A 12,323-nucleotide genomic window follows, 5' to 3' on the forward strand; every position below is an offset into this window, starting at 1 on the left:
AGGTGCCGGTTTGGCATGAGCGATCAGCAGCCCTGGCTCAGCGTTGTGCGTTCTGCAGCGCCGCAATGCGCTCTTCGATGGGCGGGTGCGTGGCAAACAGCTTGCCCATCTTGCCGGTGATGCCCATGGCTTCCACAGCCTTGGGCAGCTCGCCGGCGGGCAGGCCACCCAGGCGCGCCAGGGCGTTGATCATCGGCTGCTTCTGGCCCATGAGCGCGGCGGCACCGGCGTCGGCGCGAAACTCGCGGTGGCGCGAGAACCAGGCCACCACCATCGCGGCAGCAAAGCCCAGCACGATGTCCAGCACGATGGTGCTCACGTAGTAGCCGATGCCCGGGCCCGACGAGCGGTCGTCGCCGCGGCGCAGAAAGCTGTCCACCGCATAGCCGATCACGCGCGACAGGAACACCACGAAGGTGTTCATCACACCCTGAATGAGCGTCATGGTCACCATGTCGCCGTTGGCGATGTGCGCCACCTCGTGGCCGATGACGGCCTCGACCTCTTCGCGCGTCATGCCCTGCAGCAGGCCGGTGGACACCGCCACCAGCGACGAGTTCTTGAACGCGCCGGTCGCAAAGGCGTTGGGCTCGCCCTCGAAGATGCCGACCTCGGGCATGCCGATGCCGGCCTTGTCGGCAAACTTGCGCACGGTGCCGACGATCCAGGCCTCGTCGGGCGTCTGGGGGTTGTCGATCATGCGCAGGCCCGAGGTCCACTTGGCCATCGGCTTGCTGATGAGCAGCGAGATGAACGCGCCGCCAAAACCCATGATCAGCGCAAAGCCCAGCAGCGCGCCCAGGTTGAGCCCGTTGGCCGTCAGGAAGCGGTTGACGCCCAGCAGGCTGGCAACCACGCCCAGCACGGCGACGACCATCACATTGGTCAGGACGAAAAGAAGGATACGTTTCAAGTTGAATTCTCCGTGGGGAAACCTGCCACCCAGATGAGGGCCCCGGGGCCCTCTTCAAGCCGTGCGCTGTGCCAAGGCCCTGGGTGTTGTTGTGTGTTGTGAGGGTGCCTGCAGGCTGCGCCAGGCGGCACCCGGCGCAACCATGATAGGAGCAAAAGCCGGGCCGCCCGGGTATTCCCCGTGTTGGCAAAGGCCTGTCGGCCCGCTCAGAAAAGCCCCGTGGCGCCCGGTGCCGGGCGGCTGGCGATGTCCGCGTGCAGGCGCTTGCCGCGGCGCATGCTCTGCGTCAGGCGCACCGCGAACAGCACGCCGTTCACCAGCACCAGCAGGGCCGCGAACAGCCACCACAGCGCGTGCGCGCCGGCCGCGGCCGTGCGCGTGGCGTCCAGGCCGGGCTCCACGCGCACCCGCGTCGTGCCAGTGGCGTCCTGGCCCACCTCGGTGACCAGGCCCTCCAGCACGAAGTGCCGCAGCCCGTCGGCCGTGGCATGGCGCTGCAGGCGGGCCCAGCGGCCCAGCAGGGAGTTGTCGGGCTCCGCTTCGGCTTCGGTGGCATCGGTGGCATCAGTGGCATCAGTGGCTTCGCCCTCGGCCTCTGCCGATTGGCTTGCCTCGCGCGTCTTGAGCGTCTTGCGAGGGGCATCGCCGATGCGCGTGCTCGACGCGAGCAGCACCCCGCCCGTGGCCGGCACGATCGACGGCATCGCCGCCGCAATCTTCTCGGCCACCACGGCGTCGACCGCCCGGCGCACCGCGCGCTGCACGGCGGCCAGCTGGGTGCGCGACAGCACGATGTCGGCGTTCTCCTGGCCCGGCCTGGCGCTGGCGGCCAGCGCCGCCCAGGTGCTTGCGGGCGTGTCGTTGCCGCCCTTCTGCACCGTGGCATCGACGGTGCGCACCAGTTCGCGCTGCAGGTGGCCGCAAGCCTCGGGCGACAGGCCGCCCTCGTCCTTGCATGCTGCCTCTATCGCCGCCACCGACTGGTCGAAGTTGCGCACGATCAGCGGCGTGTTCTCGCGCGCACGGTAGGCCGCGAGCGGGTCGGCCGCCTGGCCCATCCGCATGCGCAGCATCGCGATCAGGCTGGCGGCCATGCTGTTCTCCGAGCCCCGGATGAAGTCGGGCTCGGCCAGCGCGAGCACGCTGGGCGCAATGTCCAGCGCGGGCACCACCGGCGCCTTGCCTGACCAGCGCACCGTGGTGCAGTCGACGGCGGGCATGGCGTGGCCGTTGGTGTGGGCGCCCATGTCGATCTCGCAGCGCGCCTGGCCCTCCATGCTGGCGATGCTGCCCCATTGGGGCGGGTTGTCTGTCAGCGGGTTGGCATCGCTGTAGGCGGGGCTTTTGTCGTGCGTGAACCATTGCGCAATCAGCGCCGCGTCGCCGCGCAAATCAGGCGCGCACGCTGCGAGCGCGCCGATGGCGAGCAACCCGATGAGCAGATGCAGCACATGGCGCCCCCAGTACACGGGCTTGAAGCGCCGCCATTCGTCGGCCACCGACCAGCGCTCGCCGAAGCTCACCGCGGTGAAGTCGCCGGTGCGCAGCTCGGCCTCGATCACCTCGCCGTAAGGCACCGTCTGTTCGTTGTTCCAGTGCGAAGGCAGCGTCAGGCTGAGCTTGTCGCCGATGAACACGCCCACCCGCTGCACCGCCGCGTTGCTCGCGTTCACCACGGCAATCTGGTTGAGCATGCCGCGCACCCGGTTGACCGGCTGCGGCACGCGCACCGCCGACGTGGCCGATGGCTTGCGCACGAAGAGCCACACGGCCAGCAGGCCGAAGCACAGGCCCGCTGCCAGCAGGTACGCATGCAGGTCGCGCGAGGCGTCCCAGGTGGCGGCCCACAGCAGCAGGAACGCGGCCAGCCAGGCCAGCGCCGACACCCAGGCACCGCCGCGCCCGATGCGGTCGGCCACTTCCTCGGGCGTTTCGGTGCGCTGGGCCAGGATGTCGACCTCGCCGCGCTGGAAGCGGGCGGTGGCGTCACTCGCAAGCGATGCGGCGGAGGGCACGGGCACCGGCGTGTCGGCGCCCAGCGCAATTTCGTCGATGTTGGGCAGCGCGCCCACTTCGCCGCGCTTCCACTGCTTGTCTTGTGCCTGCTGGCGCTGCGCGCGCTGGCGGCCTTCGAGCAGGTCGAAGCCGTTCACGCGAATGACCACCGCGCACTTCTTGCTCAGCACCACCAGCGCCTGGTTGTGCGACTCGATGTAGTCGAAGGCGTCGTAGGGCAGCAGCACATCGACGTCGCCGATGGTGTCGTGCTCGGTCGACGCGCCCTGCGACTGCAGCCCGTGGCGCACGAAGGCGCCGCTGAGTTCGCGCACGTCGTCATCCGCGGTGAGGCCCTGGCCGATCAGGAAGGGTTGCAGCGCGGATTTTTCTTCGTCGGTGATGCGGCGCAGCACCGGCGTGCCGCGAAAGTGCTTGAGCGCGTCGCGGTTGCCGGAGCGGCGCGAGGCATAGACGATGAAGCTGTAGATCGCGTAAAGAATCAGCCCGACCTTGAGCAGAAGAATGACGGTGTCCATGTTGTTGTGTGAGCTCCTCTGAAATTGAATTGCAGTCCGCGTGCGGTGCACGCGCTGCGCCGGGCCCTCCCGAGCCCGCGAAACCTACGCCGGCAAGGCGTTCTTCTGCAAAGGCCGGAAGACCCCCGCGTCGGCGTAGAAAGATGCCGCTGTATTTTCAGCGCACCAGCCCGGCACGCCGAGCACCGGAAGCGGTACGAAAGGCTTTGTTCGAAGCCGGTCCGCATCGAAATTCTTTGCCACTGCCGCGTCATCGAAGGCCGGCGGTGCGTTCAGGTCATACGGCAGCAGCACGTGCGCCGTGATCGGCTTGCGCGGCGTCACCAGTTTTTCGAGCAGCGCGTGGCCGAACAGCAGCAGGCGTGCTTCGCGCCACAGGCCGCGCTGCGTGACGAACAGCGCATGCCAGTCGCGCGCCACCAGCGCCCGCCACAGCGCGGGCGGTGCATTGAGCAGCGCGCCGTTCTCGTCGAACAGGGTGATCGCGTCGCGCAGCGGTCCGCGCACGGCCCCGACACCGCTGCGTGCGATCTCGCTCGCCTGCAGTTCATTGAGGTGGCGCTTGGCCTGCGGGAACGCAAGCCACACGAGCCCGTTGAAGAAGTCGTGCAGGTTGTCGCGCGTGGGCACGGTGCGGGTGTGGAAGATGTGCGATTCGTAGGCTTCGAAAGCGCCGAAGGCTTCGCTGGCCTGCCCCGCGGCCAGCGCACCCTGGCGCACGAAGTCGGGCGAGGCGGCCGGCTTCACGCCTTGCAGCGCGGCGGCCACCGAGGCGTGGCGCGCGGCCTGCGCCGCCGCCTCGCCGGGGGTGCGATAGGGCGCCAGCCAGGGCTGCGCCCAGTCGATCACCGCCAGGGTCAAGGCAGAGTCAAGACGCGGGGGCACCCGTCCAGCGGATGCGGTCAGGGTGCTGCATCACCACGAACTCCGCCGTGAGCTTGTCGAACAGCTTGAGCGAGCTGCCGTGCTTGCCGAGCAGGCCGGCGGTGCGCAGCGCCTTGGCCACGTCGTTGAGCGGCACGTCGTTGCCACCGCGCAGGGCGGGCGCGGCCTGCAGGATGAATTCGGCGGCTTCGGAGGGTGGCGGCTTCTGCGGTGCCTGCGGCGCTTGCGCGGCCTTGGTGGTGCGCGCCGTCGTCTTGCGGGCGGGGGTCTTGGTGGCGGTCTTCCTGGCGGCCGGTGCCGCGGCAGGTTCCGCCGCCGCGCGTCTGGTGCGCGGTGTCTTGGCGGCCACCGTCTTGGTGTCGGCCTTCGTGTCAGTCCTCGTGGCGGTCCCGGTGGCGGTCTTTTTGGCAGCTGCAGTGCGCACCGCCGGCTTCACGCCATGGTGCTCGAGGTCGATGAACGCGTCGTAGATGCCGATCGTTTCCTCGCCCGTCTTGCCCTGCTGGCCGATGCCGCACACGCGGCAGCCCTTTTCGCGCAGCCGGATCACCAGCGGTGCGAAGTCGGAGTCGGACGACACCAGCACCACCACGTCGGGGCGCTCGTCGATCACCAGGTCGATGGCGTCCACGGCCAGCGCGATGTCGGTGCTGTTCTTGCCGGTCGACAGGTTCACCATCGGGCGCACCGACAGCCGCTTGAACATGGCCTGCCGGTTCACCGCCATCTCGGCGTTGCAGTAGGCGCGGCGCACGTGGATGGCGCCGTAGTCGTCCATCGTGCGCTGCACGGCCTGCTCGATCACATCGGCCGAGACGTTGTCGGCGTCGATCAGCAGCATCACGCGCGGCGTGGGGTTCATGCGAGTTTCCAGTTCATCGTTTCGCCGCCGCGCAAGGGCTTGAGCGTGGCTTCTCCATACGGCACGGTTTCGGGCACGGTCCAGCTTTCGCGCTTGAGCGTGATGGTGTCGGTGTGGCGCGGCAGGTCGTAGAAGTCGGGGCCGTGAAAGCTTGCGAAGCCTTCGAGCTTGTCGAGCGCGTTCACGCTGTCGAAGGCTTCCGCGTACAGCTCGATGGCGGTGAGCGCGGTGTAGCAGCCGGCACAGCCCAATGCGTGTTCCTTCAGGTGCGCCGGGTGCGGCGCGCTGTCGGTGCCCAGAAAGAAGCGGTCGCTGCCGCTGGTGGCCGCCTCGACCAGCGCCACGCGGTGCGTCTCGCGCTTGAGCACGGGCAGGCAGTAGTAGTGCGGGCGAATGCCGCCGGTGAAGATGGCGTTGCGGTTGTACAGCAGGTGGTGCGCGGTGATGGTGGCGGCAGTGAAGCGGTCGGCATCGCGCACGTAGTGGGCGCCTTCCTTGGTGGTGAGGTGCTCGAACACCACCTTCAGTTCGGGGAAGTCGCGGCGCAGCGGAATCATCACCCGGTCGACGAACACGGCTTCGCGGTCGAACAGGTCGATGGCGGGGTCGGTCACCTCGCCGTGCACCAGCAGCAGCAGGTCGTGCTTCTGCATGGCCTCCAGCGTCTTGTAGGTGTTGCGGATGTCGGTCACGCCGGCATCGCTGTTGGTGGTGGCGCCGGCCGGGTAGAGCTTGAGTGCGCGCACGCCGGCCTGGGCGGCCAGCGCAATTTCTTCGGGCGGCAGCTTGTCGGTGAGGTACAGCGACATCACGGGCTCGAAGGCCATGCCTTCGGGCACGGCGGCAAGGATGCGGTCGCGATAGGCCAGCGCCTGCGCGGCGGTGGTCACGGGGGGACGCAGGTTGGGCATGATCAGCGCGCGGCCGAACTGGCGGGCGCTGTGGGGAACGACGGCTTCGAGGGCGGCGCCATCGCGCACGTGCAGGTGCCAGTCGTCGGGGCGGGTGATCGTGAGGGTGTCTGTCATGGCGGGGGCGATTGTCGCATCGGCCCTGCGGCACACACTGCGTGCGCGGCGTGCGTCGGTGCGGCTCAGCCCAGGAACACGCGGCAGGTGCGCGAGCTCGCGGCCTGCACCCACTTGTGGAAATTGACCGAGCGGCGCGCGCCCTTTTTCGGCGGCCAGGGGTCGAGCACGCGCAGGGTGGTGCCGCGCCCGCTCGGGTCGCAGTCGCCACGAATGCCGGCGAGCACCACCGTGTGGCCCGGCCGCCCTGCCCCCTGCGCATAGCCCTTGGGGCCCCACAGCATGTCGAGCATGACCGGCCCTTCCTGCAGCGCGGCGCGCAGCGACTTGAGCGACCACGGCGAGGGCGCACGCACCTTCAGCCCATGCGCCTGCGCAAAGCGCGCGCCGCCTTGCAAGGGGTTGCTGTCGCCATGGGTGTCGCCGAAGGGCTGCAGCGCGCCGTCGGTGGCAAGCAGGTCGTCGGGCGTGCGCGCCAGCACCGCCCGCACGGTGGAGCGCGTCATCATTGCGATGCCGGCGGCCCAGCACAGCGCGGCCTCCGGCGGCGGGATCAGCGCCACGGGGTGCAGGATGGGCGCTTCGCGCTCGCCGTCGAACGCCACGTTCTGCGTGCAGGGGCCGGCCTCGCCGTCTTCCACCAGCCAGTGCGCGGCCTGCAGGCGCAGCACGGCGGCGCGGGTGCGCGGGCCGTAGTCGCCGTCGGCAACCAGCGCGGGGCTGGGCGACAGCTTGCGGTTCAGCGCCTCCTGCAGGCGGCGAACGTCGGCTCCGCGCCAACCCTGTTTCATCGTGATCATCGGCGTGCTTTCTTCTTGCGCATGAATCGCGGCTTTTGGAATACGAGCGTCTGCATTGTCAAAACCCCGTGGCGGGGCGTCTATTCGCCGGATGGCGTAGCAGCCGGAAGTTGTACGTGGCGGCGAGGCGAACGGTTTCAGCCGCTGGCACATATCGTGCGTCACCGGTGGCTCGGAGCCTTTTTCTCCCGCCATCCAACGGAGTTCCATGTGAAGCGTGCCGCCCCCGCCCTATTCCTGAAACCCCTGGCCGCCTGCGCGGCGCTCGCCACCCTGATGCTGGCCGCCCCCGGCGCCATGGCGCAGGAGAAAACACTGCGCATCGCCATGACGGCGGCCGACATTCCGCGCACGCTGGGCCAGCCCGACCAGGGCTTCGAGGGCAACCGCTTCACCGGCATTCCCATCTACGACTCGCTCACGCAGTGGGACCTGTCCAAGGCCGACGCGCCCAGTGTGCTGATTCCCGGCGTGGCCACCGCCTGGGCTGTGGACGCGAAAGACAAGACCAAGTGGGTCTTCAAGCTGCGCCCCGGCGTCAAGTTTCACGACGGCTCGGCCTTCAACGCCGACGCCGTGGTGTGGAACGTGCAGAAGGTGCTCGACAAGGACGCCCCGCAGTTCGACCCCAGCCAGGTCGGCGTGACCGCCTCGCGCATGCCCACGCTGCGCTCGGCGCGCAAGATCGACGACATGACGGTGGAGCTGGTCACCAGCGAGCCCGATGCCTTTTTGCCGATCAACCTGTCGAACCTGTTCATGGCGTCGCCCGCGCACTGGCAGAAGAAGTTCGACGCCGCCGCCGGCGCCTCACCCGCCGACAAGGCCAAGGCCGCCTGGACCGCCTTTGCGGCCGACCCGTCGGGCTCGGGCCCGTTCAAGGTCACGCGCTTCGTGGCACGCGAGCGCCTGGAGCTGGCCGCCAACAAGGCCTACTGGGACCCCAAGCGCGTGCCGAAGATCGACAAGGTGGTGATGATCCCCATGCCCGAAGCCAACGCGCGCACCGCCGCGCTGCTGGGCGGGCAGGTCGACTGGATCGAGGCGCCCTCGCCCGACGCCATGGCGCAGATCACGCAGCGCGGCTTCAAGATCTATTCGAACGCGCAGCCGCATGTGTGGCCGTGGCAGCTCTCGTTCGTGGAGGGCTCGCCCTGGCTGGACAAGCGCGTGCGCCAGGCGGCCAACCTGTGCATCGACCGCGGCGGCATGAAGCAGCTGCTGGGCGGCATGATGGCCGAGCCCAAGGGCACCGTGCCGCCGGGCCACCCGTGGTTCGGCAAGCCCACCTTCGACATTCGCTACGACGTGAAGGCCGCGCAGGCGCTCATGACGCAGGCCGGCTACTCGGCGGCCAAGCCCATCAAGGTGAAGGTGCAGATTTCGGCCTCGGGCTCGGGCCAGATGCAGCCGCTGCCGATGAACGAGTTTGCGCAGCAGTCGCTCAAGCAGTGCTTCTTCGACGTGCAGTTCGACGTGATCGAATGGAACACGCTGTTCACCAACTGGCGCAAGGGCGCGAAAGACCCGTCGGCCAACGGCGCCAACGCGGTCAACATCAGCTTCGCGGCCATGGACCCGTTCTTTGCCATGGTGCGCTTCGTGAGCACCAAGGCCTTTCCGCCGGTGTCGAACAACTGGGGCTACTACGGCAACCCCGAGGTCGACAAGCTGGTGGCCGATGCTCGCACCAGCTTCGACGACAAGGCGCGCGACGTGGCGCTGGCCAAGCTGCATTCGTACATCGTGGACGACGCGCCGTTCGTTTGGATTGCCCACGACGTGGGCCCGCGCGCGCTGTCGGCCAAGGTGAAGAACGTGGTGCAGCCCAAGAGCTGGTTCATCGACATCGCGACCGTGACGATGGACTGAGCGCTTCCAGCAGAAAGCAAGCCAGCCACGCGCCAGCCGCCCCATGCTCGCCTACCTTTTGCGCCGCGTGATCTACGCCGTGCCGATCATGATCGGCGTGGCGCTCGTGTGCTTCTTGCTCGTGCACATTGCGCCGGGCGACCCGCTGGTGTCTATCCTGCCGCCCGATGCATCGGCCGAGCTGCAGGCCCAGTTGCGCGAGCTCTACGGCTTCAACCGTTCGCTGCCCGAGCAGTTCGCCATGTGGCTGTGGCGGGCGCTGCACGGCGACCTGGGCACGTCCATCGCAAGCAACCGCGCGGTGGCCGGCGAGGTGTTCACCGCCGTGGGCAACACGCTGCGCCTGGCCGTGGTGGCCACCTTCATCGGCTTTGTGCTGGGCTGCCTGTTCGGCTTTGTGGCGGGCTACTTTCGTGGCTCGTGGGTCGACCGCTTCGCCTCCATGCTCTCGGTGCTGGGCGTGAGCGTGCCGCACTACTGGCTGGGCATGGTGATGGTCATCGTGTTCTCGTCGCAGCTCATGTGGCTGCCCGCCACCGGCGCGGGCCCCAGCGGCTCGGGCGACTGGGCCTGGAACTGGGAGCACCTGCAGTTCCTCTTGTTGCCGGCGCTCACCATGTCGGTGATTCCCATGGGCATCATCGCGCGCACGGTGCGTGCGCTGGTCGCCGACATCCTCGACCAGGAGTTCATCGTGGGCCTGCGCGCCAAGGGCCTCACGCACCTGGGCGTGTTCCGCCACATGATGAAGAACGCCGCGCCCACCGCGCTGGCGGTGATGGGGCTGCAGCTGGGCTACCTGCTGGGCGGCTCGATCCTGATAGAGACCGTGTTCTCCTGGCCCGGCACCGGCTTCTTGCTGAACTCCGCCATCTTCCAGCGCGACCTGCCGCTGCTGCAAGGAACGATTCTGGTGCTGGCCTTGTTCTTCGTGCTGCTCAACCTGCTGGTCGATGTGCTTCAGACCCTGCTGGACCCACGCATTGCGCGAGCCTGAAAAGAAGAACACGAAAAACAAAAAGAACAAGGCACCCCTCATGTCCACCGTGTCCACCATGTCCACCGTGCTCGCTTCCTCTACCGACTCCACTCCCCCCGGCGCCACGCCACAGCCCCTGCATCGCTCGCGCGGCTACTGGGCCTCGGTGTGGTTGCGCTTGCGCCGCGACCCGGTGGCCGTGGGTGCCGCCGTGGTGGTGTTGGTGCTGATCGCGCTGGCCCTGTTCGGCCCGTGGATCGCGCCGTCCGACCCCTACCAGGCGTCGATGCTCAAGCGCCTGAAGCCCATCGGCACCCAGGGCTTGCCCCTGGGCAGCGACGAGCTGGGCCGCGACATGCTGTCGCGGTTGATCGTGGGGGCGCGGCTGTCGTTGTTCATCGGCATCACGCCGGTGCTGTGCGCCTTCGTTTTCGGCACGATGATCGGCATCGTCGCGGGTTACGCGGGCGGCATCGTCAACACGTTGATCATGCGCACCATCGACGTGTTCTACGCCTTCCCGTCGGTGCTGCTGGCCATTGCGCTGTCGGGCACGTTGGGCGCGGGCGTGGTCAATTCGTTGATCTCTTTGACCATCGTGTTCATTCCGCAGATTGCGCGCGTGGCCGAGAGCGTGACCACGCAGGTGCGCACGCGTGACTATGTGGAGGCGGCGCGCGCGTCGGGTGCCGGCCCGTTCACCATCGTGCGGGTGCATGTGCTGGGCAATGTGCTGGGCCCGATCTTCGTGTACGCGACCAGCCTGATTGCGGTGTCGATGATCCTGGCATCGGGTCTGTCGTTTCTGGGCCTGGGCGTGAAGCCACCCGAGCCGGAGTGGGGCCTGATGCTGAACACGTTGCGCACCGCGATCTACGTGCAGCCCTGGGTGGCGGCGTTGCCGGGGGCGATGATTTTCATCACGTCGATTTCGTTCAACATCCTGTCGGACGGGTTGCGTTCTGCGATGGACAACAAGGGATGAAATTGGGTGCCCTGTTCTTCCCATCGAAGGGTGGTGGTGGTGGTGGTGTCGACCGTTGCTGTTCAGGGCGCGCCCGCGAGGGCGGGGTACCTTGCTCCGCGAATGTCCCCCGGGCTTCGCCCTCCTCCTTTATTTCGCTGCGCAAGGCACCCCACCCTCACGAGCGTTATGCGGAGCAGTGGTTGATCGGCGGAACACCAGCAGCGTGTCCAGGTGCACAGGGCGTCGGGTGCTCCCCGCAGCGAAATAAAGGAGGAGGGGCGCAGCCCCGGGGGACATTCGCGGAGGGGAGCACCCGGCGGCCTGTGCACCCGCCCTGAACAACAACGCCAAAAACAACAGCAAGCAACCGCAACAACAAGAGCCCCGAACAAATGGACACGCTGAAAGACATAGGCGGCCCCGCCCAGCCCCTGCTCACAGTCACCGGCCTGGTCAAACACTTCCCCCTGAAAAAAGACCCACTGGGACGGGGCGGCGGCGTGGTGCGGGCGGTGGACGGCGTCGACTTCGAAGTGATCAAAGGCGAAACACTCGGCGTCGTCGGCGAATCGGGCTGCGGCAAGTCGACCACCGCGCGCCTGCTCATGCAACTCATCGCACCCACACGCGGCGAAGTCGTGTTCGACGGACGCGAAGTCGGCAGCCGCGACCTGCCGCTCAAAGAGTTTCGCCGCCAGGTACAGATGGTGTTTCAGGACAGCTACGCCTCCCTCAACCCACGCCTCACCATCGAAGACTCCATCGCCTTCGGCCCCCAGGTGCACGGCGTGCCGCGACGCGAATCGGTGGCGCGGGCGCGCGACCTGCTGGCACGCGTGGGGCTGGCACCCGAACGGTTTGCCGAACGCTATCCGCATGAACTGTCCGGCGGCCAACGCCAGCGCGTCAACATCGCGCGGGCGCTCGCACTGCAGCCACGCATGGTCATCCTCGACGAGGCCGTTTCCGCGCTCGACAAATCCGTGGAGGCCCAGGTCATCAACCTGCTGCTCGACCTGAAAACCGAGTTTGGCCTCACCTACGTGTTCATTAGCCACGACCTGAACGTGGTGCGCTACGTGAGCGACCGCGTCATGGTCATGTACCTGGGGCAAGTGGCAGAAATTGGCCCGGCCGACGCGCTGTACGAAGCGCCCGCGCACCCCTACACCCGCGCACTGCTGTCCTCCATGCCCTCGATGGATCCCGACAACCGCACCGAAGAAGCCGCGCTCGCGGGCGACCCGCCCAACCCCATCAACCCGCCCTCGGGCTGCCGCTTTCACCCGCGCTGCGCGCTGGCCGCCCCCGTGTGCAGCCGGGTCGTGCCAGAGCGCATCGCCACCGGCGCGCAGCATGCGGCAAGCTGCCTGGTGCTGGAGCCCGGCAGCGGCCACCCGATGGCTTCGTCGCCACGCAGGCAGGCCGCATGAACGCCGCACCAAGGCGCACCCAGCAAGCGCGCAACGCAACACACGGCATG

Annotated in this window: 10 protein-coding genes; 4 read left to right on the forward strand and 6 right to left on the reverse strand. The window is 68.0% G+C overall.

Features of this window, described 5'->3' with window-relative positions; all coding sequences use genetic code 11:
* Window positions 1-37 precede the first annotated feature (37 nt).
* From htpX to VLK31_RS05310, 6 genes are all read right to left on the reverse strand, one after another.
* On the reverse strand, window positions 38-913 hold the full coding sequence (htpX, locus tag VLK31_RS05285) for a protease HtpX (RefSeq protein ID WP_409167305.1): 876 nt from the start codon (window positions 911-913) through the stop codon (window positions 38-40).
* 206 nt (window positions 914-1,119) lie between these two features.
* The gene (locus VLK31_RS05290; RefSeq protein WP_409167306.1) at window positions 1,120-3,447 is read right to left on the reverse strand and encodes an IgaA/UmoB family intracellular growth attenuator; all 2,328 of its coding nucleotides are present in this window, start codon (window positions 3,445-3,447) and stop codon (window positions 1,120-1,122) included.
* Window positions 3,448-3,531: 84 nt separating this feature from the next.
* Complete coding sequence (locus VLK31_RS05295) at window positions 3,532-4,308, reverse strand: DUF3025 domain-containing protein (protein WP_409167307.1); 777 nt, start codon at window positions 4,306-4,308, stop codon at window positions 3,532-3,534.
* A gap of 7 nt (window positions 4,309-4,315) precedes the next feature.
* Window positions 4,316-5,194: an NYN domain-containing protein gene (locus VLK31_RS05300; RefSeq protein WP_409167308.1), complete on the reverse strand. Its 879-nt coding sequence runs from the start codon at window positions 5,192-5,194 to the stop codon at window positions 4,316-4,318.
* The gene (gene pyrC / locus VLK31_RS05305; RefSeq protein ID WP_409167309.1) at window positions 5,191-6,222 is read right to left on the reverse strand and encodes a dihydroorotase; all 1,032 of its coding nucleotides are present in this window, start codon (window positions 6,220-6,222) and stop codon (window positions 5,191-5,193) included. The genes VLK31_RS05300 and pyrC overlap by 4 nt, the downstream gene beginning before the upstream one ends.
* A gap of 65 nt (window positions 6,223-6,287) precedes the next feature.
* Complete coding sequence (locus tag VLK31_RS05310) at window positions 6,288-7,022, reverse strand: peptidoglycan-binding protein (RefSeq protein ID WP_409167310.1); 735 nt, start codon at window positions 7,020-7,022, stop codon at window positions 6,288-6,290.
* 210 nt (window positions 7,023-7,232) lie between these two features.
* Here VLK31_RS05310 and VLK31_RS05315 point away from each other — a divergent pair, with 210 nt between their 5' ends.
* The 4 genes from VLK31_RS05315 (at window position 7,233) to VLK31_RS05330 (ending at window position 12,273) form a co-directional block, all read left to right on the forward strand.
* Complete coding sequence (locus VLK31_RS05315) at window positions 7,233-8,894, forward strand: ABC transporter substrate-binding protein (RefSeq protein WP_409167311.1); 1,662 nt, start codon at window positions 7,233-7,235, stop codon at window positions 8,892-8,894.
* Window positions 8,895-8,937: 43 nt separating this feature from the next.
* Complete coding sequence (locus VLK31_RS05320) at window positions 8,938-9,891, forward strand: ABC transporter permease (protein ID WP_409167312.1); 954 nt, start codon at window positions 8,938-8,940, stop codon at window positions 9,889-9,891.
* Between the two features lie 58 nt (window positions 9,892-9,949).
* A complete protein-coding gene (locus VLK31_RS05325) occupies window positions 9,950-10,858 on the forward strand; it encodes an ABC transporter permease (RefSeq protein ID WP_409167371.1) in 909 nt (302 codons plus the stop codon).
* A gap of 374 nt (window positions 10,859-11,232) precedes the next feature.
* The gene (locus VLK31_RS05330) at window positions 11,233-12,273 is read left to right on the forward strand and encodes an ABC transporter ATP-binding protein (protein WP_409167313.1); all 1,041 of its coding nucleotides are present in this window, start codon (window positions 11,233-11,235) and stop codon (window positions 12,271-12,273) included.
* Window positions 12,274-12,323: the final 50 nt, after the last annotated feature.

It is taken from the genome of Variovorax sp. H27-G14, assembly GCF_046156345.1.
Taxonomy (GTDB): domain Bacteria; phylum Pseudomonadota; class Gammaproteobacteria; order Burkholderiales; family Burkholderiaceae_C; genus Variovorax.

What these genes read in the sequence shown, in the direction of transcription:
- VLK31_RS05290 (WP_409167306.1), bottom strand. Translation starts at nt 3,447, where the DNA reads ATGGACACCGTCATTCTTCTGCTCAAGGTCGGGCTGATTCTTTACGCG.
- VLK31_RS05300 (WP_409167308.1), bottom strand. Translation starts at nt 5,194, where the DNA reads ATGAACCCCACGCCGCGCGTGATGCTGCTGATCGACGCCGACAACGTC.
- pyrC (WP_409167309.1), bottom strand. Translation starts at nt 6,222, where the DNA reads ATGACAGACACCCTCACGATCACCCGCCCCGACGACTGGCACCTGCAC.
- VLK31_RS05310 (WP_409167310.1), bottom strand. Translation starts at nt 7,022, where the DNA reads ATGATCACGATGAAACAGGGTTGGCGCGGAGCCGACGTTCGCCGCCTG.
- VLK31_RS05320 (WP_409167312.1), top strand. Translation starts at nt 8,938, where the DNA reads ATGCTCGCCTACCTTTTGCGCCGCGTGATCTACGCCGTGCCGATCATG.
- VLK31_RS05325 (WP_409167371.1), top strand. Translation starts at nt 9,950, where the DNA reads ATGTCCACCGTGCTCGCTTCCTCTACCGACTCCACTCCCCCCGGCGCC.
- VLK31_RS05330 (WP_409167313.1), top strand. Translation starts at nt 11,233, where the DNA reads ATGGACACGCTGAAAGACATAGGCGGCCCCGCCCAGCCCCTGCTCACA.